Consider the following 19,433-nt stretch of genomic DNA (forward strand, 5'->3'; position numbering starts at 1 on the left):
TGTCGGCGAGCGAATCCGACCTCGGCGGTTACCGCGAAATCATCGCGCGCGTGGCCGGCGACGGCGTCTATTCGCGGCTCAAGTTCGAATCGGGCGGCCACCGCGTGCAGCGCGTGCCGGTCACCGAAACCCAGGGCCGCATCCACACCTCGGCGTGCACGGTGGCCGTGATGGCCGAGGTGGATCAAGTGGCGGAAATCGACATCAATCCGGCCGACCTGCGCATCGACACCTTCCGCGCTTCGGGTGCCGGTGGTCAGCACATCAACAAGACCGATTCGGCGGTCCGCATCACCCACGTGCCGACCGGTATCGTCGTCGAATGTCAGGACGACCGCAGCCAGCACCGCAACAAGGCGCAGGCGATGGCCGTGCTCGCGGCACGCATCCGCGACGTGCAGGTGCGTGCGCGCGACAGTCAGATCGCCTCGACGCGCAAAAGCCTGGTCGGCAGCGGTGACCGCTCGGAACGCATCCGCACCTACAATTTTCCGCAGGGCCGCATCACCGACCACCGCATTAACCTGACGCTGTACAAGATCGACGCCATCATGGACGGCGACCTGACGGAACTGCTCGACGCGCTGGCGCACGAACACCAGGCCGAACAGCTTGCGCAACTGGCGGAGGAAGGCGCGTGAAGGGTCTTTTTCCGCGTGGTGCCGGGTAGAGGATTGCGATGACGCTCGACGACTGGTTGCGCAGCGCCCGCACCCGCATCGACAGCCGGGATGCGCAGGTGCTCGCGGCGCATGCACTGGGCTGCGACCGCGCCGGGTTGATCGCGCGCGGCCGCGAGGTGCTGGCCGAGGAATCCGTCGCGGCGCTCGATGCGCTGCTCGAACGGCGCGCCTCGGGTGAGCCGGTGGCCTATCTGGTCGGGCGACGCGAGTTCTTCGGGCTTGAACTCGCGGTGGCACCCGGCGTGCTGATCCCGCGGCCGGACACCGAGTTGCTGGTCGAACTGGCGCTGGCGCGCATCCGCGACCTCGAGGCGCCGCGCGTGCTCGACGCTGGCACCGGCTCCGGAGCCATCGCGCTGGCCATCAAGGCGAATTGCCCGCAAGCGCAGGTCTCGGCGCTCGACAGGTCGGACGTCGCGCTGCAGATTGCACGCAACAATGCGCAACGACTGAGCCTTGAAATCGGCTTTATCGCCTCGAACTGGCTTGAATCTGTGACCGGGCACGAATTCGATTGCATCGTGTCGAACCCGCCGTACATTCGGGCTGGCGACGAGCACCTTGCGCAAGGCGATCTGCGCTTCGAACCTGAAACGGCGCTGGTCGGCGGCACCGACGGACTGGACGACCTGCGCCGCCTGTGCGGCAGCGCGCCTGCGAGAATCGCGCCCGGGGGCTGCTTGCTGTGCGAGCATGGGCATGATCAGGCGCCGGCGGTGCGTGCGCTGATGCGCTGCGCCGGGCTGACCGATGTAAGCTCCTGGCGCGACCTCGCCGGCATCGAACGTGTCACCGGCGGGGTGATGTGGCGATGAATCTGCTCGGTCGCGCGGATCGAATCATGCAGGCGGATGAATGTGTCGCTACGTCCGGCACGATTTCGCCCGGTCTGCGTCATGCGCAGCCGGGCTTTTGACTTGACCCATTGAAAGGAAAACACCATGAGCGTCCAGGAACAGATCAAGGAAACCGTCACCAGCCACCCGGTGGTGCTGTTCATGAAGGGCACGCCGCAATTTCCGCAGTGCGGCTTTTCGGCTACGGTGATCCAGATACTGAAGCACGTCGGCGTGCAGAACCTGCACACGATCAACGTGCTGGAAGATGCGGAAATCCGTCAGGGCATCAAGGAGTACGCCAACTGGCCGACCATCCCGCAGCTCTACGTGCGCGGAGAATTCATTGGCGGCTGCGACATCGTCAAGGAAATGTTCCAGTCCGGCGAACTGCAGAAGGAGTTGGAAGGTACCTGAGGTAAGGCACCTGAAGACAGGTGCCTGAAGACTGGCGCCTTGAGCGGACCGGCTGCCGGCGTCAGTCCTGCAGCGGTCCGGTCATCGCCGGCGCGCTCGCCTGAAGCTGGCGGAACAGTTCGAGTCCTTCCGGCCACGCGCCGTGGCCGGATTCGGTATTGACGTGCCCGGCCTCGCCGAGATCGATGAGGCGCGCGCCCCATCGGTCGGCCCAGCGGGCAGCCGACATGAACTTCATCCATGGATCATTCCGGCTTGCGGCAAGAACAGTCGGGAACGGCAAAGGTGTGTCCGGAATGCGTGCCGTGATGCCGAACTTGTCCGGACTGGCCGGTGCGACAAGCAGGGCGCCGGCAATCCGGTCGGCAAGGCGGCTGACCGCGACCACCGACGCGAGGCAGCCGAAGCTGTGCGCCACCAGCCACACAGGCCGCGCCTGCGCGACGATCGCGTCTGCGACGCGCGCTGACCACAGGTCGATGTCAGGCCGGGTCCAGTCGTCCTGATCGACGCGCCGCGCGCCGATCAGCGCTTCCATCCAGCTCTGCCAGTGGTTCGGCCCGCTGCCGTTGAGACCCGGTACCACCAGCACCGGGCCCTCCATTCCACTCATTTCCATCTTCCTCGCCGTGACACATGGCCCGCGGAGCGGGCCGGTCATGTCCTTTCAGATCACTGCGCGGGTGCGACGCCGGCCGTGGCCTTGCCGTTGCGCGCCAGCTCCGTTCCCGCTTTCGTCAGGCTCGCCATGTCGCCCATGATGTGTGCAGCTTCCTCGAGCAGCACGTCGCGCGCTGCCTTGCGTGACTTTTCGGCAGCCAGCTCCGCGCTCAGGCTGCGCTCGCCCGCCTGCAGTCCGTCATCGCGGGGCAGCGCCGGCCCGTCGGTGTCGCCCTCGACGGCAGCCTTCGACATCGAACGCGCTTTCAGCCGGGCTTCCTGTGTTTCGCGTTCCTTGCGCCGCTCTTTTTCGTTGAGCGAGATTTCGGTGCGCTTGCGGATGGCTTCGACTTCGGCGATGTCTTCCAGCAACTCGCGATAGCCTGCGTCGTTCGCCACACGGGCACTGTGCCGCGTGGTCAGCGCCGGCAGCAGTTCGCGCGTGCTGCCCACCGGCTTGAAGTCGGCCGGTTCGATCTGCGTCCAGGGCAGCGCGTTGTCGTAGCTCGATTCGCCGAAGCGCTCGCGGTCGGCAAACGACGCCAGCGGGATGTCGGGTGTCACGCCGCGCAGTTGCGTGGTGCCGCCGGACACGCGGAAGAACTGGGCGACGGTGAGCTTCAGTTCGCCATAGGTGGGCTTCTCGCTTTTCGCCATTTCATCCATGTCGAGCAGGGTCTGCACCGTGCCCTTGCCGAAGCTCTGTTCGCCGATGACGATGCCGCGACCGTAATCCTGGATCGCCGAGGCGAAGATTTCGGACGCCGACGCCGACGCGCGGTTGATCAGCACACCGACCGGCCCGTCCCAGGCCACGCCGGGTTCGCGGTCCTGCTCGATGCGAACCTGTCCCTTCGGATTGCGTTGCTGCACCACCGGGCCGCGATCGATGAACAGGCCGGTCAGCCGCACCGACTCGTCAAGCGAGCCGCCGCCGTTGTTGCGCAGGTCGATCAGCACCGCGCCCACCTTCTCCGCCTTCAGTTCGGCCAGCAGCTTCTCGACGTCGCGGCTGGCGCTGCGATAGTTCTCGTCATTCTTGTGACGGGCGTCGACGTCCTGATAGAAGGTGGGCAGCGTGATCACGCCGACTTTCTGCTTCACGTCGCCACCGACTTCGATAACCGATTTGGCCGCCGCCTGCTTTTCCAGTTTGATCGTGTCGCGCATCAGCGTGATCCGCTTGAGCTTGCCGTCCGGGCCAGCGTCCGCAGGCAGCACATCCAGCACCACCTTGGTGTCCTTCGTGCCGCGGATCAGCTGCACGACGTCATCGACCCGCCAGCCGAGCACATCGGCCATCGGGGCGTTCTCGTCCTTGGCCACGCCGGCGATGCGGTCGCCGATCGCGAGCTGCTCGGAACGCGCTGCCGGGCCGCCCGGCACCAGTTCGCGGATGGTCACGTACTCGTCGCGTTCCTGCAGCACGGCGCCGATGCCGACCAGCGACAGCTTCATCGTGATGGCGAAGTCGGCCGACGCGCGCGGGCCGAGGTAGCTCGTATGCGGTTCAATCGATTCGGCGTACGCATTCATGAACAGCTGGAACACGTCGTCGCTTTTCGAACGCGCGGTGTGAGCCATCGCAAGATCGTAGCGCTTGGTCAGCGTGTCGCGGATCGCTGCATCGTCCTTGCCGGCGAGCTTCAGGCGCAGCCAGTCGTTCTTGACCCGCTTGCGCCAGATTTCCTTCAATTCGGCTTCCGACGACGCCCAGGGCGCATCGGTACGCACATAGCGGTAGCTGTCCGGCTTGTTGAAATCGAATCCCGTGGCAAGCAGCACGCGCGCATCGGCCAGACGTTCGCGCACCCGCTGCGAATAACGGGTGAAAATGGCGAACGGGGCTTCCAGCCGTTGCTGCAGGATGGCGTCGTCGAGCAGGGTGCGCACCGCGCCGAAGGTGTCGATGTCCGACTGCAGGAAATAGATGCGGTCGGGATCAAGCGTCTTCAGGTAGCGGTCGAAAATCTTGATCGATAGCGCGTCATCGAGCGGTACGTTCTGATAATGAAAACGCGACAACAACTCCGCGCTGGCCTGTGCCGCCAGCGCATGCGCCTCGACCGGCCGCAGTGGCGTGGCCATGGTGGCGGTGGTGGCAGCCTGCGCCGATGTGGCCAGTGCAAATACTATCCAGAAGGTTTTCAGTTTCATCAGGCGTACTCCGGGGCGAAGATCGAACAATGTCTGCGGACGTCACGTACAGACCCCTGTTCAGGGCAAATCGTTCGGAAATAGGCTTGAAGCCGCCCCCGAACCCTGCATTCCCATGTTACCCACGGCTACGGCCTTACGGGGCGGGCAGATGCCTCATCTGCCACTTTGCCGGGTGAAAGACATGTGTCGCCGCGGCATCGGTGAAACCCCCGCCGTCCCGGCGCGCCGAGAGCGCTGGTGACAAGCGTTGTTCCAGGTGTCTTGTGGAGGGCGTGCAAGGAAAAACGCCCGGTCTGCACCGGGCCTTCCTGCCGCTGCATTCCGCCTTCCTTGCGCCTATTTCGGCTGTGGCGTCAGCCTCAGGTAGGGGCGTACTGCCTTGTAGCCTGCCGGGAAGCGGCGAGCGATTTCCTCCGGGTCCTGCAGCGAGGGCACGATGACCACGTCGTCACCTTGCTTCCAGTTGCCCGGTGTCGCTACCGAATGCTTGTCGGTGAGCTGCAGCGAGTCGATGACGCGCAGCACTTCGTCGAAATTGCGCCCGGTGCTGGCAGGGTAAGTGATGATCAGACGCACCTTCTTGACCGGGTCGATGATGAACAGCGAACGCACGGTGAGCGTGGCGTTGGCATTCGGATGGATCATGTCGTACAGCTCACTGACCTTGCGATCGCCGTCGGCGAGGATCGGGAAGTTGACGGTGGTGTTCTGTGTGTCGTTGATGTCGGCGATCCAGCGCGTGTGCGACTCGACCGGATCGACCGACAGCGCGATGGCCTTGACGCCGCGCTTGTCGAATTCGTCCTTGAGCTTGGCGGTAAGGCCCAGTTCGGTGGTGCACACCGGCGTGAAATCGGCCGGGTGAGAGAACAGCACACCCCAGCTTGAGCCCAGCCATTCGTGGAAGCGAATGGTGCCGGCGCTGGATGCCTGTTCGAAATCGGGGGCGACGTCGCCCAGTCTGATGGTCATGGTGTATCTCCTTTGCGGTTCATTTCAGGGTGGCGCGGGATCGCCGACGAAGCGTCGCCAGAATCGCTGCGTCTGTCTGTTACCTGGCGCTCCCATCATGCGCCCGGGTGGCAGATTGCCCTGCGCGTTCTTCAGCCATCCGGACGCGCTTGCGCACTGCGGCCATCGGCCTCGAAAAGCCGCCCAGCGGGAAGGCTCGACGGGACTGCCCTGGATGAACAGGATGGACATGAAGACGGATTACTTGACGGTGATCTGATCGAACGTGCCACCGTCGGAGAAGTGTTCCTTCTGCGCCTTGTTCCAGCCACCGAACACATCGTCGATGTTGAACAGCGATACCTTGGCGTACTGGATCGAATACTTTGCTGCAACGGTCGGATCGATCGGGCGGTAGTAGTGCTTTCCGGCGAGATCCTGGCCTTCCGGGCTGTACAGGTATTCCAGGTAGGCGGTGGCCACGGCACGCGTGCCGCGCTTGTCGACAACCCTATCAACCACGCTGACCGGCGGCTCGGCGAGGATGGACACAGACGGCGTGACCAGATCGAATTTCTCCGGGCCCAGTTCCTTCACCGCCAGATAGGCTTCGTTTTCCCAACTGATCAGTACGTCACCGATACCGCGTTCCGTAAAGGTGGTCAGCGAACCGCGGGCGCCGGAATCCAGCACTTTCACGTTGGCGAACAGCTTCCGGACGAATTCCTTGGCCGTGGCATCCGAACCGCCCGGCTGCTTCAATGCATAGCCCCACGCCGCGAGGTAGTTCCAGCGTGCGCCGCCCGAGGTCTTCGGGTTCGGCGTCACCACCTCTACGCCCGGCTTGGTCAGGTCGTTCCAGTCCTTGATGCCCTTGGGGTTGCCCTTGCGCACCAGGAACACGATGGTCGAGGTGTAGGGCGAGGCGTTGTGCTTGAGGCGCTTCTGCCAGTCGGCCGGAATCAGCTTGCCCTTTTCGTGCAGCGCACCCACGTCATAGGCGAGTGCCAGCGTGACCACATCGGCTTCCAGACCGTCGATGACAGCGCGGGCCTGCTTGCCCGATCCGCCGTGTGACTGCTTGACGGTGACGGTGTCGCCGGTCTTCGCCTTCCAGTGCTTCGCGAAGGCGGCGTTGTATTCCTGATACAGCTCGCGCGTCGGATCGTAGGACACGTTGAGCAGCGTGATGTCGGCCGCGATGGCCGAGGTGGCGAGCGTGCTGCCGAGCAGCAGGCTGGCGGCGATGTTCCTCAGGGTGTGACGCATTTTTCTGAACTCCGTGGGGTAGTGACGGAGCGCACTGTAGGCGGCGCTGCGAGCGGTGCGAACCAATTAGATCTGCATTGCTTTGCGCACATTCGATGCAAAGCTTATGCGCCGTACGACGTCCGATTCGTGCGCTGGATGAGCGCCTGCGCAATGAGAAAGCGCCCTGCAGCATGCGCTGCAGGGCGCTCGTTCCACGCTGTCGGGCGCGATGCGTTCAGTCTTCCGCTGCCCCGGGTTTGAGGGCGACCTTGACGGTCACTTCGTTCAGCGACGGCTCGCACAGTTCGATGAAGCGATAGGCGTAACCACGCAGGTAGTGCTTGCGGCGCAGTGCGATCAGGCTGGTGTTGGCGGCGAACAGATGGTCGCTGTCGAGCAGGCGCAGCCCGGTGTCACGGTCCGGATTGAAGGCGACCGACGCGACGATGCCGACGCCCAGCCCGAGTTCCACATAGGTCTTGATCACGTCCGCGTCGAGTGCCGACATGACAATGTCGGGCAGCAGGCCGGCGCGCGCAAAGGTGGCGTCGATGCTCGATCGGCCGGTGAAGCCTTCGTGATAGGTCACGACCGGATGTTCGGCGATGGCTTCCAGCGTCAGCGGTGACACGCTTTCGAGCGGATGGCCGGCCGGCACGATGGCTGCGTGATGCCATGAATAGAACGGGAAGGCCACCAGTTCGGGCGCGCCGGCAAGCGTTTCGGTGGCGATGCCGATGTCCGCCTCGCCGTCGTTGAGCAGTTCGACGATTTCACCCGGGCTGGCCTGCAGCAGCACCAGGTGCACCTTGGGGAACAGCCGCTTGAACTCGGTCACCACGCGCGGCAGCGCATAGCGCGCCTGGGTATGCGTGGTGGCGATACGCAACTGGCCCTCGTCGCGGCGGGCGAATTGTTCGGCCAGCCGCTTGATGTTGCCGGCGTCGAGCAGCATGCGTTCGACGATCTCGACCAGTTCGCTGCCGGGGTCGGTCAGGCCAAGCAGGCGCTTGCCCTTGCGCACGAACAGCTCAATGCCCAGTTCGTCTTCGAGGTCCTTGATGTGCTTGCTCACGCCCGACTGCGAGGTGAACAGCGCATTGGCGACTTCGGTCAGGTTGAATTGCCGCCTGACCGTTTCGCGGATGATGCGAAGTTGCTGAAAATTCATGATGCCGTGTCTTTCCGGAAATCCTCGATCAGCGCGCAAAAACGCGCAATTGCGACGGCAGCAGCCGTACCGGCTGGCCCTCCTGCAGTCCCAGCTCCTCGACTCGAGTGCGCGTCATTTCCACTTCGAAGTGCTGGCCCGACACGCCATTGAGGCCGTCCAGCTCCACCCTGGCCGTGACGCCGAACGACAGCACGCGGGCGATGCGTGCCGATACGCCGGCGGTGGACGCCGGATCGATGACGATGTCGAGCTCATGCGGCCGGGCAAAGGCCACCACATCGTCGCCCTGCTTGAAACTGTTGACCTCGTGCGGGAGCACGTCGTCTCCAACGCGCACGGTACTGCCATCGATTTTGCCGTGGAACGGGTTCACCGCGCCGAGAAAGCCGTAGACGAAGGGCGTCGCCGGGTGACGGTAAACTTCTTCTGGCGTGCCGATTTGTTCGACCTTGCCGTGGTCCATCAGCACGACGCGGTCGGCGACTTCGAGCGCCTCTTCCTGGTCGTGCGTGACGAAGATCGACGTGATGTGCAGTTCGTCGTGCAGGCGGCGCAGCCAGCGGCGCAATTCCTTGCGCACCTTGGCGTCGAGTGCCCCGAACGGCTCGTCGAGCAGCAGCACGCGCGGTTCGACCGCCAGAGCGCGGGCTAGTGCGATGCGTTGACGCTGGCCGCCGGACAGCTGCGACGGAAAGCGGTCGGCCAGCCAGTCGAGCTGCACCAGCTTGAGCAGGTCATGCACCTTGGTGCGGATCACCTTTTCGCTGGGGCGCTCGGCACGCGGCTTCATGCGCAGGCCGAAGGCGACGTTGTCGAACACATTCATGTGGCGGAACAGGGCGTAGTGCTGGAACACGAAGCCAACATGGCGCTCTCTTACGTGGGTGTCCGATGCGTCTTCGCCGTCGATCAGCACGCGGCCGCTGTCGGCGAATTCCAGCCCGGCGATGATCCGCAGCAGCGTGGTCTTGCCGCAGCCGGACGGGCCGAGCAGCGCGACCAGTTCGCCGGTCGGAAAGTCGAGCGATACGTCGCCCAGCGCAACGAACTCGCCGAAGCCCTTGTGGATGTTCTTTACCTGGATGCTCATGATTCTTCCTTGGTCTTTGCGGCCTGATGCTCGATCCACGTCTTGATGCACAGTGTGACCAGCGCCAGCAGGGCCAGTAAGGAGGCCACGGCGAAGGCAGCGGCGAACTGGTACTCGTTGTAGAGAATCTCGACATGCAGCGGCATGGTGTTGGTCAGCCCGCGGATGTGGCCTGACACCACCGACACGGCGCCGAACTCGCCCATCGCCCGCGCATTGCACAGGATGACGCCGTACAGCAGGCCCCACTTGATATTGGGCAGGGTGACATGCCAGAAGGTCTGCCATCCGTTTGCCCCCAGCACTACCGCGGCTTCTTCCTCTTCCTTGCCCTGCGCCTGCATCAGCGGAATGAGCTCGCGCGCCACGAAGGGAAAGGTGACGAAAACCGTCGCCAGCACGATGCCCGGTACCGCGAAAATGATCTTGATGTCGTTGTCGGCCAGCGAAGAACCAAACCAGCCCTGGGCGCCGAACACCAGCACATAGATCAGGCCGGCCACCACCGGCGATACCGAGAACGGCAGGTCGATCAGCGTGATCAGCACCTGCTTGCCCGGAAACTCGAATTTGGTGATGGCCCATGCGGCGGCCAGGCCGAAGCTCAGATTCAGTGGCACGGCAATCGCGGCCGCGATCAGCGTGAGCTTGATGGCCGATAGCGCATCCGGCTCGATCAGCGCGGCAAGATAGGTATCCCAGCCCTTGCGGAAGGCTTCGACGAACACCGCAATCAGCGGCATCAGCAGGAACAGCGTGAAGAAGGTCAGCGAAACGCCGACAATCGTCCATTTGATCCAGGTCGGCTCGCGGGTGGCCGAGCGCGTTTCGAATCTGGCGGCATGGTCGACCGCGGCGTGCAGCGACGTGACGGCAGCCATCAGCGGTCCCTCCCGGTTACCTTGTTGGTCCACGCCTGCAGACCATTGATGGTCAGCAGCAGGATGAAGGACAGCACCAGCATCACCACCGCGATCGCGGTCGCACCGGCGTAGTCGTACTGTTCCAGCTTGGTGATGATGATCAGCGGGGTGATCTCCGACACCATGGGAATGTTGCCGGCAATGAAGATGACCGAGCCGTACTCGCCAACCGCGCGGGCAAAGGCCAGCGCGAAACCGGTCAGCAGCGCAGGGAGCAGGATGGGCAGCGTCACGTAGCGGAAGGTTTGCCAGCGGCGCGCGCCCAGACTGGCGGCCGCTTCTTCCAGTTCGGTATCGAGGTCCTCGAGGATGGGTTGTACCGTGCGCACGACGAAGGGCAGGCCGATGAAGATCAGCGCGACCAGCACACCGAGCGGGCCGAAAGCGACCTTGATGCCGAATTCACCTTCGATCCACTGGCCCAGCCAGCCGTTCTTGGCATACAACGCCGTCAGCGCGATGCCGGCCACCGCGGTCGGCAAGGCGAACGGCAGGTCGATCAGGGCGTCGACCAGTTTCTTGCCCGGAAAGCTGTAGCGCACCAGCGACCAGGCGAGCATCAGGCCGAACAGCGCATTGATGGCGGCGGCCAGCAGCGACGCGCCGAACGTGAGCTTGTAGGTCGCGACGACGCGCGGTGCGGTGACGACGGCCCAGAATTCCGCCAGTCCGAGTTCGGTCGTCTTGATGAATACGGCAGACAGCGGGATCAGCACGATCACCGACAGATAGAAAAGCGTGTAGCCGAGCGTGAGGTTGAAGCCGGGCAGCACGCGCCGGGTGCTCCGGTTCACGGTCGTCGCCCCGGTTTGCGGGAAGTGATGTGCATGGTGGTCTCGGAAGGAAGGTTGATTCGGAATGTCGATGCGGGAGCCTACAAAGCGGCATCCATATCTGGAAATAATAAGAAGTGAATTGCTTAGTCTGTTTTTGAATTAACTGCGAAGTCCTGGCTGGTGCGCAGGCGCGTAGCGCCTCGAGGCCAACCCCCGCCGGGTGCGCTTCGCCGGGCTTTTTCCCGTCTTTTCCGCAGATCGTCCGGCACAGGCCGCTTGCACAATCGGCTTCCTGTTCATTTCCTGACTGATCTGCGAACGTGGCAGAAGAAAGCGATCTCGAAAAAACCGAACCCGCCTCGCCACGCAAGCTTGAAAAAGCGCGCGAGGAGGGGCAGGTACCGAGTTCGCGCGAGCTGGCGACCTTTCTGGTCACCATGACCGGTGTGGCCGGCATGTATGGTCTGGCCGGCTGGATGTGGCCGCGCAGTGCGCAATTGCTGCGCGACGGGTTGACGGTGGACCGGCGCGCCATCTTCGATCCGTCGGCGATGTTCACCATCCTGATCGACTGCATCATCGACGGCCTGCTGGTGCTTGCGCCGCTGATGTTCGCGCTGATGGTCGCTGCGCTGATCGCGCCCTTCCTGATGGGCGGCGTGGTGTTCGCGCCGAAGGCGCTCGGCCCGAAATTCTCCAAGCTCAATCCGCTGGCCGGCCTCAAGCGCATGGTGTCGAAAACCGCGCTGGTCGAGCTGGGCAAGGGTGTCGGCAAAGCCACGCTGGTCGGCAGCGTGGCTGCCTGGGTGGTGCTGCGCGACCAGGAAATGCTGTTCGCCATGTTCAGCGCGCCGGTCGATGTGGCGCTGGCGGCGACCGGCGACCTGATCATGACCGCGACGGTGATCCTGGTGGCCGGCATGGCGCTGATCGTCGCCATCGACGTGCCGTTCCAGCTCTGGCACTTCCAGTCCGAGCTGAAGATGACCAAGGAAGAGGCGCGGCAGGAATTCAAGGAGCAGGAGGGCGATCCGCAGGTGAAGGGCCGCATCCGCCAGCAGCAGCGCGAAATGGCGCGCAGCCGCATGATGGCCAATGTGCCGAAGGCCGACGTCGTGGTGACCAACCCGACCCACTTTTCGGTGGCGCTGAAGTACGACGTGGCCAAGGGCGGCGCACCGCGGGTGGTGGCCAAGGGCGCCGGCGAAGTGGCGCTGCGCATCCGCACGCTGGCGGCCGAAGCCGGCGTGCCGCTGGTCGAGGCGCCGCCGCTGGCGCGTGCCCTGCACAAGCACGTGGATCTCGAGCAGGAGGTGCCGGCAAGGCTGTTCCGCGCGGTCGCCGAGGTGCTTGCCTACGTCTATCAACTGAACGACGCCTTCGCCAAGGGCGTCGAAAAGCCCCGTCCGCCTGCCGACCTGCCGGTGCCCGCCGATCTCGATCCGGGCGCCGCTTAGCGCACTACGTATCCCTCTTTCTACCGTGACAGAAATATGTGCCGAACAGGGCGCATATTTGCTAAAGGAATTTAACCCGAAGGTCGTAAAAGTCCCCACGGTGTCCGGGGATATCTGTTGACGCAGTTTTCCCGCCCAGACGCGGGATTGGCCTGCGCGGACACCCTGAAAAAGGGAACTGCCATGAAAAACATGTCCATTGCCGCACGCCTTGGGTTGGGATTCGGCCTGATCGCGCTGATCTTTGCTGCTGTCGTCGTGTTCATCGAGATCCAGGCGATGCACATCGCCGATGTGTCGCACGAGGTCAGCGAACGCACGCAGCCCAAGGTTGACGCCATTGCCGACCTGAATGACTCGATCCAGCGCGTGCGGGTCTATTCGCGTTCGGCCATCATCGAAACCGGAGACACGCAACTGGCTGCCGTGCGCGCCAAGCTCGACAAGTACGAAGCGGCGGCAGAAACAGCGGTTGCGAAGCTTGCAGCGCTGGTGGCGCTGCCGGATACGCCTGCGGACGAGCAGGCCGCCGCGGCTGCCATTACGGATCGTTGGGCGGCCTTCAAGAAGATCACCGAAGACATCGTCGTCTTGTCCTTCGCCAACCGCAACGCCGAAGCGAACGCGCTGCTGCATGCTGCGCACGGTCCGGCGGCGATCTCGCTGAATGAAGCCACCGGAAAGTTGATCGAGGCGGTCCGCTCGCGCAACGCCCGCTCGATCGCCTCGCTGGAATCCGGCGCCGAATCGCTCAAGCTCGCGGTCATCGTTGCCGCGGTGATGGTCATCGCGGCGAGCATCGTGATTTCCCTCGTGATCACGCGCAGCATCACCGGGCAACTGAACGAAACGCTGGTCGCCGTGAAGCGCATCGCCGAAGGCGACCTGACGAGTGATCTGCGTCCGGAAGGGCGCAGCGAACTGGCCAGCGTGCAGGTCGAGGTGCAGGCCATGCAGCAGGCATTGCGCCAGATGGTGACGACCATCGGCAGTGCCAACAGCCGGTTGAGCGATTCGGCGCTGCAGCTGTCGGGCGCGACCGATCAGGTCAGAAGTTCGTCGGAATCGCAGGCGGAACTGGCGGCGGCCATGGCGGCGTCGCTGGAAGAAATGTCGACCTCGATCACCCATGTCAGCGAACTGAGCCAGGAGGCCAACGCGACGTCGGTCGAGGCCGGGCATCGCGCATCCGAAGGCGCTGCCGACATCCGCGCCATGGTGTCGCAGATCAAGCAGGTGACCGAAGGCATCGAAGCCAGTTCGCAGCGCGCCAACGATCTGGGCGCAGAAGTGTCGCGCATCACCACCATCGTGCATGTCATCCGCGATGTCGCCGATCAGACCAACCTGCTGGCGCTGAATGCCGCGATCGAAGCGGCGCGGGCGGGTGAAATGGGGCGCGGTTTCGCTGTGGTGGCCGACGAAGTGCGCAAGCTGGCCGAACAGTCGGCGCGCTCGGCCAGTGAAATCACCGAGATGGTGCAGCGCATCCAGTCCGGCGCTGCCGATGTATCCGAGCACATGCAGAACACGGTGGTGCGCGTGCGTGATGGTCTGCAGAAGGCTGAAACTGCCGGTGCAAAGGTGCTCGCCATCGACGGCCGTGCGCAGCAGGTGGTGGGTACCATTTCCGAGGTGTCCGGCGGTTTGAAGGAACAGGCCGTCGCGAGTCAGGATCTGGCACAGCGCGTCGAGCGCATCGTGCAGATGGTGGAAGAGAACGCCAGCGCCGCCGGCTCGGTGGCCGGTTCGGCACGCGATCTGTCCGATCTGTCCGCTGAACTTGATGTGACGGTGCGTCGTTTCCGCCTCGCGCACTGATCATTCAGGGCAGCAGCCGACACGGGGGCCGGGCACGCAAGTGCCCGGCCCCTGTTCTTTCGCTTTCCCCCGCGCAGCGGCGCGCACCGAACGCGTTGTGCTGTAACGGATTTATCGCGAAGCGCCGCAGGGCATGACGTAGACTTCGGGGCTCCGATCTTCACTCAGGTTTCCGTCATGACCCTGCAACCCGTCATCCTGTGCGGCGGCTCCGGCACCCGCCTCTGGCCGCTGTCGCGCGAACGCTATCCGAAGCAGCTGCTGCCGCTGGATGGCGAGCGCACGCTGCTGCAGGACACCGCACTGCGCGCCGGCGCGCCTGGGCTGACGCTTGCCGCACCGCTGATCGTGTGCAATGAGGAGTACCGTTTCCTGACCGCCGAGCAGCTGCGCCAGATCGATGTGCAGCCGGCGTCGCTGCTGCTCGAACCGATGGGCCGCAACACCGCGCCGGCACTGGCGCTGGCTGCGCTTGCCGCCGGAGCGGCCGATCCGGTGCTGCTGGTCATGCCGTCAGACCATGTGATCCGCGATACGGCAGCCTTCCGCGATGCGGTGGCGCTGGGCGCTGCGCACGCCGAAGCCGGTGCAGTGGTCACTTTCGGCATCACGCCGGACAAGCCGGAAACCGGCTATGGCTACATCCGGACCGGCGCGGCGCTGGCCGGCGGCCCGGCACGCACGCTCGACCGCTTCGTCGAAAAGCCCGACGCGGCAACCGCCGAGGCCTATCTGGCCAGCGGCGACTATCTGTGGAACGCCGGCATCTTCATGATGAAAGCCAGCGTGGCGCTCGACCTGCTGAAGTGCTTCCGGCCGGACATCGAGGCGGCCAGTCGCAACGCCTACGAGCGCGGCGCCGCCGACCACGACTTCTACCGCATCGACAAGGCCGCATTCGCGGCCTGCCCGTCCGACTCGATCGACTACGCCATCATGGAACCGCTGGCGGCCGGCGACCCGCGTCTGGCGCCGGCCGTGGTCGTGCCGCTCGATGCAGGCTGGTCCGATGTCGGCGCATGGGATGCGCTGTGGCAGGTGGCCGCGAAGGACGCCGACGGCAATGTGTCGCGTGGCGACGTGCTGCTGCAGGACACGCAGGACAGCCTCGTATTCGCCGAAACCCGCATGGTGAGCTGCCTCGGCATGAAGGATGTCGTGGTCGTCGAAACCAGCGATGCGGTGATGGTGGTCGCGAAGGACCGTACGCAGGACGTCAAGCGCATCGTCGCCCACCTGAAGGCGAACAAGCGGCCGGAAGCGGAAAATCACCGCAAGGTGTATCGGCCGTGGGGCTATTACGATTCGATCGACGCCGGCTCGCGCTTCCAGGTGAAGCGCATCGTCGTCAATCCGGGTGCGTCGCTGTCGCTGCAGATGCACCACCACCGTGCCGAACACTGGATCGTCGTAAGCGGTACCGCCCGCGTCACCTGCGGCGAAAACATCCTGCTTCTTTCGGAAAACCAGTCCACCTACATCCCGCTGGGCACGACGCACCGGCTGGAAAACCCGGGCAAGCTGCCGCTGGAAATGATCGAGGTGCAGTCAGGCAGCTATCTCGGCGAAGACGACATCGTGCGCTTCGAGGACACCTACGGCCGCAAGTGAGCGGGGCGGGCAGGCGCCCAACGCCTGCCGGCCGGGGTGACCGGCTGGCTACTTGCGCTTGATCAGCCCGGCGGCGCCGATGGCGATCAGCACGGCCGGCCACCAGGTGCCGAGAATCTCGCCCAGGTCCCGCAGCGAAAAGAGCTCCAGATTCGACGCCAGCAGCAGCGCGCCGATGAGAATGAGGCCGATCGAACCGATCATGGGGTGTCCTGTGTGCGGTCTGGGTAGTCTGACGCCGGCGCATGAACGACATGCCGACGCCGGATGGTAGTGCGAGCCGGCGTGTTTGAGGCGACTGCGGCATACTTCCGCCTTCTCCAGTCATCCCCGCAGCACACCATGGCCCAATACGTGATGTCGATGCTCCGCGTGAGCAAGGTCGTTCCGCCCAAGCGCACGATCATCAAGGACATATCGCTTTCCTTCTTCCCCGGCGCAAAGATCGGTCTGCTCGGCCTGAATGGTTCGGGCAAATCGACGGTGCTGCGCATCATGGCCGGCGCCGACAAGGAATTCGAGGGCGAAGTGCAGCACCTGCCGGGCATCCGCATCGGCTATCTGCCGCAGGAACCCGAGCTCGATCCGGCAAAGACGGTGAAGGAAGAAGTGGAGTCGGGCCTCGGCGACATCATGGAGGCGCGCACGAAGCTCGATGCGATCTATGCCGCCTACGCCGAGCCCGACGCCGATTTCGACAAGCTGGCCGAAGAGCAGGCGAAGTACGAAAACGTGCTGGCGACCGCCGGTGCCGACATCGAAACGCAGATGGAAATCGCCGCCGACGCGCTGCGTCTGCCGCCCTGGGATGCGAAGATCGCGCCGCTGTCCGGCGGTGAAAAGCGCCGCGTGGCGCTGTGCAAGCTGCTGCTGTCCAAGCCCGACATGCTGCTGCTCGACGAGCCGACCAACCACCTCGACGCCGAATCGGTCGAGTGGCTGGAACAGTTCCTGGTGCGTTTTCCCGGCACCGTGGTGGCCGTGACCCATGATCGCTACTTCCTCGACAATGCGGCCGAATGGATACTCGAACTCGACCGCGGCCACGGCATTCCGTGGAAGGGCAACTATTCGAGCTGGCTGGACCAGAAGGGTGCGCGCCTGAAGCAGGAAGAGAACACCGAATCGGCGCGCCAGAAGGCGCTCGCAACCGAACTCGAGTGGGTGCGCGGCAATCCGAAGGCGCGCCAGGCCAAATCGAAGGCACGTCTGTCGCGCTACGAGGAAATGAGCAGCGTCGAGTACCAGAAGCGCAACGAAACGCACGAAATCTTCATTCCGCCGGGCGAGCGGCTGGGCGACAAGGTGATCGAATTCAACGGCGTGTCGAAGGGTTTCGGCGACCGCCTGCTGATCGACAACCTCAGTTTCAGCGTCCCGCCCGGCGCCATCGTCGGCGTGATCGGGCCCAACGGCGCCGGCAAATCGACGCTGTTCCGCATGATCCAGGGGCTGGACAAGCCGGATTCCGGTGAAATCGTGGTCGGGCCGACGGTCAAGATCGCCGCTGTGAATCAGACACGTGAAGGGCTCGATGGATCGAAATCGGTGTTCGAAGCGGTTGCCGACGGCGCCGACATCCTGACCGTGGGCCGCTTCGAAATGCCCAGCCGGGCCTACATCGGCCGCTTCAACTTCAAGGGCGGCGACCAGCAGAAGATCGTCGGCAACCTGTCGGGTGGCGAACGCGGTCGGCTGCATCTGGCAAAAACACTGATCGCCGGCGGCAACGTGCTGCTGCTTGACGAGCCGTCGAACGATCTCGACGTCGAAACGCTGCGTGCGCTGGAAGATGCCCTGCTCGAGTTTTCCGGCTGCGTGCTGGTGACCTCGCACGACCGCTGGTTTCTCGACCGCATCGCCACACACATACTGGCGGCCGAGGGTGACTCGCAGTGGACCTTCTTCAACGGCAACTATCAGGAATACGAAGCCGACAAGAAGAAGCGCCTGGGCGAAGACGGCGCCCGGCCGCACCGCATCCGCTACAAGCCGATCGCCCGCTGAGCCGGTGTCGGCCGGTAGCGGTACCGGCCGACACGCATGTTGCAGTCGTCCGGCTAACTGCCGTTAAGACTGCAGCGTCTTCTTTCCTTCGATCCTCATGACTTCCCGGCAGACTCCATTGCAGCGCAACGATGCCGATGGCTCTGCGGCCCCGACGCCGTTGCCCGCGCAGGCCATGAGCCGTCACACGCGTGGCCGCGTGACCGGCAAGCACCGGCTGCTGCTGCTGCTCGGTCTGCTGCTTTCGCTCGGATTCGTGCTGACGACGCTGGTCAGTTACTACGTGTCGAAAAACGGGATTCACCGCGCCATCGTCGAAAGCGAACTGCCGCTGACGTCGGACAACATCTACTCGGAAATCCAGAAGGACCTGATCCGCCCGGTGTTCATCGCGTCGATGATGGCCGGCGACACCTTTCTGCGCGACTGGGTGCTGCGCAGCGAACGCGATGTGCCGGCGCTGACCAAGTTCCTCGGCGAGGTGCGCAGCCGCTACGGCACCTTCACCAGCTTCTTCGTATCCGAGCGCACGCGAAACTACTATCACCCGGACGGATTGCTGCGCAAGGTGAGCGAAGACAACCCGCAGGACAGCTGGTACTTCCGGGTGCGCCGGCTGGACGAACCTTACGAAATCAACGTCGATACCGACACGCGCAGCCGCGATACGCTGACCGTGTTCATCAACTACCGCGTGTATGACTACGACGGCGGCCTGATGGGCGTGACCGGCGTCGGCCTGACGGTCGATACCGTACGCAAGCTGCTGGCCGGCTACCAGCAGCGCTATCAGCGCAGCGTCTATTTCGTCGATCAACAGGGGAAGGTCGTGCTGTTTGGCGAAGCCCCCTGGCATGGCGCGGGCCGTCTGGACGAGGTCGAAGGCCTGCGTGACATCGCGCCCGCCATGCTGGCAGCGGAGTCCGGTTCGTTCCAGTACCGCAGCAATGGACGCGAGTACCTGCTCAATGTGCGCTATGTGCCGGAAATGAAGTGGTTTCTGGTGGTCGAGAAGGTCGAGGACGATGCACTGGCCGATATCCGGCGCACCCTCTACATCAATCTCTGCCTGTGCGTGCTGATCACGCTGGCGACGGTGTATCTGGCAAGTCTGACGCTGGACCGTTATCAGCTCCGCCTGGAAAAGATGGCCACCACGGATCGCCTGACGGGTCTGCTGAACCGGCACGCGTTCGAAATCATGATGGTGCAGACGCTGGCAGATGCCCGACGCGCGCGTCAGTCGCTGTCAGCGATCCTGTTCGACATCGACCACTTCAAGGCGCTGAACGACCGCCATGGCCATCTGGCCGGGGATCGCATGATCGAGCACGTCAGTGGCCTGATCCGCGCCAGCCTGCGCGAATCGGACCTGGCGTGCCGCTGGGGTGGGGAAGAATTCCTGCTGGTGCTGCGCGATTGCCGCGAAGCCGACGCACTGGTACTGGCGGACACCATCCGGCGCCGGATTGCCGATTGCCCGCTGCCGACGATCGGTGAAGCACTGGCGGTCACCATCAGTGCCGGCGTCACCACCTGGCGGGCGGAAGATACGCCGGAGACGCTGGTGGAGCGTGCCGATCAGGCGCTGTATGCCGCCAAGCACGACGGACGCA

Annotated in this window: 17 protein-coding genes; 8 read left to right on the forward strand and 9 right to left on the reverse strand. The window is 64.1% G+C overall.

Features of this window, described 5'->3' with window-relative positions; all coding sequences use genetic code 11:
• The 3 genes from Q8R75_RS08395 to grxD form a co-directional block, all read left to right on the forward strand.
• Positions 1-641: peptide chain release factor-like protein (locus Q8R75_RS08395; RefSeq protein WP_305663638.1), on the forward strand; the 641-nt coding region annotated here is incomplete at its 5' end.
• 38 nt (positions 642-679) lie between these two features.
• Positions 680-1,498 carry a peptide chain release factor N(5)-glutamine methyltransferase gene (gene prmC / locus Q8R75_RS08400; protein ID WP_305626460.1) on the forward strand — a complete coding sequence of 273 codons (819 nt, stop codon included), beginning with the start codon at positions 680-682 and terminating at the stop codon, positions 1,496-1,498.
• A gap of 126 nt (positions 1,499-1,624) precedes the next feature.
• Positions 1,625-1,936, forward strand: a complete 312-nt coding sequence (grxD, locus tag Q8R75_RS08405) for a Grx4 family monothiol glutaredoxin (RefSeq protein WP_257092880.1) — start codon at positions 1,625-1,627, stop codon at positions 1,934-1,936.
• Between the two features lie 61 nt (positions 1,937-1,997).
• Here grxD and Q8R75_RS08410 read toward each other — a convergent pair whose 3' ends face one another.
• The 8 genes from Q8R75_RS08410 to cysT form a co-directional block, all read right to left on the reverse strand.
• Complete coding sequence (locus tag Q8R75_RS08410) at positions 1,998-2,549, reverse strand: alpha/beta hydrolase (protein ID WP_336623617.1); 552 nt, start codon at positions 2,547-2,549, stop codon at positions 1,998-2,000.
• A gap of 59 nt (positions 2,550-2,608) precedes the next feature.
• Entirely contained in the window at positions 2,609-4,753 is a 2,145-nt protein-coding gene (locus Q8R75_RS08415; RefSeq protein ID WP_305611695.1) for a carboxy terminal-processing peptidase, read from the reverse strand.
• 339 nt (positions 4,754-5,092) lie between these two features.
• Entirely contained in the window at positions 5,093-5,728 is a 636-nt protein-coding gene (locus Q8R75_RS08420; protein WP_305611694.1) for a peroxiredoxin, read from the reverse strand.
• 240 nt (positions 5,729-5,968) lie between these two features.
• The gene (locus Q8R75_RS08425; protein WP_305611693.1) at positions 5,969-6,976 is read right to left on the reverse strand and encodes a sulfate ABC transporter substrate-binding protein; all 1,008 of its coding nucleotides are present in this window, start codon (positions 6,974-6,976) and stop codon (positions 5,969-5,971) included.
• A 217-nt stretch (positions 6,977-7,193) separates the two neighbouring features.
• A complete protein-coding gene (locus tag Q8R75_RS08430) occupies positions 7,194-8,129 on the reverse strand; it encodes a CysB family HTH-type transcriptional regulator (RefSeq protein WP_305611692.1) in 936 nt (311 codons plus the stop codon).
• 28 nt (positions 8,130-8,157) lie between these two features.
• Complete coding sequence (locus Q8R75_RS08435) at positions 8,158-9,222, reverse strand: sulfate ABC transporter ATP-binding protein (RefSeq protein WP_305663639.1); 1,065 nt, start codon at positions 9,220-9,222, stop codon at positions 8,158-8,160.
• Positions 9,219-10,103: a sulfate ABC transporter permease subunit CysW gene (gene cysW / locus Q8R75_RS08440; protein ID WP_305611690.1), complete on the reverse strand. Its 885-nt coding sequence runs from the start codon at positions 10,101-10,103 to the stop codon at positions 9,219-9,221. Before cysW ends, Q8R75_RS08435 begins: the two co-directional genes overlap by 4 nt.
• Positions 10,103-10,939 carry a sulfate ABC transporter permease subunit CysT gene (gene cysT, locus Q8R75_RS08445; RefSeq protein ID WP_305611689.1) on the reverse strand — a complete coding sequence of 279 codons (837 nt, stop codon included), beginning with the start codon at positions 10,937-10,939 and terminating at the stop codon, positions 10,103-10,105. The genes cysW and cysT overlap by 1 nt, the downstream gene beginning before the upstream one ends.
• A gap of 302 nt (positions 10,940-11,241) precedes the next feature.
• On the opposite strand from cysT, the gene flhB reads away from it, so the two are divergent.
• The 3 genes from flhB to Q8R75_RS08460 all read left to right on the forward strand — a co-directional run bounded on the left by flhB (position 11,242) and on the right by Q8R75_RS08460 (position 15,810).
• On the forward strand, positions 11,242-12,378 hold the full coding sequence (gene flhB / locus Q8R75_RS08450; protein ID WP_305626465.1) for a flagellar biosynthesis protein FlhB: 1,137 nt from the start codon (positions 11,242-11,244) through the stop codon (positions 12,376-12,378).
• Positions 12,379-12,561: 183 nt separating this feature from the next.
• Positions 12,562-14,199, forward strand: coding sequence for a methyl-accepting chemotaxis protein (locus tag Q8R75_RS08455; protein ID WP_305626467.1), 1,638 nt, complete (start codon positions 12,562-12,564; stop codon positions 14,197-14,199).
• 177 nt (positions 14,200-14,376) lie between these two features.
• Positions 14,377-15,810, forward strand: a complete 1,434-nt coding sequence (locus tag Q8R75_RS08460) for a mannose-1-phosphate guanylyltransferase/mannose-6-phosphate isomerase (RefSeq protein ID WP_305611683.1) — start codon at positions 14,377-14,379, stop codon at positions 15,808-15,810.
• A 48-nt stretch (positions 15,811-15,858) separates the two neighbouring features.
• Here Q8R75_RS08460 and Q8R75_RS08465 read toward each other — a convergent pair whose 3' ends face one another.
• Positions 15,859-16,014, reverse strand: a complete 156-nt coding sequence (locus Q8R75_RS08465) for a DUF5668 domain-containing protein (RefSeq protein WP_190295055.1) — start codon at positions 16,012-16,014, stop codon at positions 15,859-15,861.
• A gap of 138 nt (positions 16,015-16,152) precedes the next feature.
• On the opposite strand from Q8R75_RS08465, the gene ettA reads away from it, so the two are divergent.
• Positions 16,153-17,817 carry an energy-dependent translational throttle protein EttA gene (gene ettA, locus Q8R75_RS08470; protein WP_305611681.1) on the forward strand — a complete coding sequence of 555 codons (1,665 nt, stop codon included), beginning with the start codon at positions 16,153-16,155 and terminating at the stop codon, positions 17,815-17,817.
• Between the two features lie 175 nt (positions 17,818-17,992).
• The coding region (locus Q8R75_RS08475; protein ID WP_305663640.1) for a sensor domain-containing diguanylate cyclase at positions 17,993-19,433 on the forward strand (1,441 nt) is incomplete at its 3' end.

It is taken from the genome of Methyloversatilis sp., from assembly GCF_030696805.1.
Lineage (GTDB): Bacteria > Pseudomonadota > Gammaproteobacteria > Burkholderiales > Rhodocyclaceae > Methyloversatilis.

Coding starts and splice junctions, on each gene's coding strand:
- Q8R75_RS08415 (WP_305611695.1), bottom strand. CDS start 4,753: ATGAAACTGAAAACCTTCTGGATAGTATTTGCACTGGCCACATCGGCG.
- Q8R75_RS08460 (WP_305611683.1), top strand. CDS start 14,377: ATGACCCTGCAACCCGTCATCCTGTGCGGCGGCTCCGGCACCCGCCTC.
- Q8R75_RS08455 (WP_305626467.1), top strand. CDS start 12,562: ATGAAAAACATGTCCATTGCCGCACGCCTTGGGTTGGGATTCGGCCTG.
- Q8R75_RS08465 (WP_190295055.1), bottom strand. CDS start 16,014: ATGATCGGTTCGATCGGCCTCATTCTCATCGGCGCGCTGCTGCTGGCG.
- Q8R75_RS08435 (WP_305663639.1), bottom strand. CDS start 9,222: ATGAGCATCCAGGTAAAGAACATCCACAAGGGCTTCGGCGAGTTCGTT.
- Q8R75_RS08420 (WP_305611694.1), bottom strand. CDS start 5,728: ATGACCATCAGACTGGGCGACGTCGCCCCCGATTTCGAACAGGCATCC.
- prmC (WP_305626460.1), top strand. CDS start 680: ATGACGCTCGACGACTGGTTGCGCAGCGCCCGCACCCGCATCGACAGC.
- Q8R75_RS08425 (WP_305611693.1), bottom strand. CDS start 6,976: ATGCGTCACACCCTGAGGAACATCGCCGCCAGCCTGCTGCTCGGCAGC.
- Q8R75_RS08410 (WP_336623617.1), bottom strand. CDS start 2,549: ATGAGTGGAATGGAGGGCCCGGTGCTGGTGGTACCGGGTCTCAACGGC.
- Q8R75_RS08430 (WP_305611692.1), bottom strand. CDS start 8,129: ATGAATTTTCAGCAACTTCGCATCATCCGCGAAACGGTCAGGCGGCAA.
- ettA (WP_305611681.1), top strand. CDS start 16,153: ATGGCCCAATACGTGATGTCGATGCTCCGCGTGAGCAAGGTCGTTCCG.
- grxD (WP_257092880.1), top strand. CDS start 1,625: ATGAGCGTCCAGGAACAGATCAAGGAAACCGTCACCAGCCACCCGGTG.
- cysW (WP_305611690.1), bottom strand. CDS start 10,103: ATGGCTGCCGTCACGTCGCTGCACGCCGCGGTCGACCATGCCGCCAGA.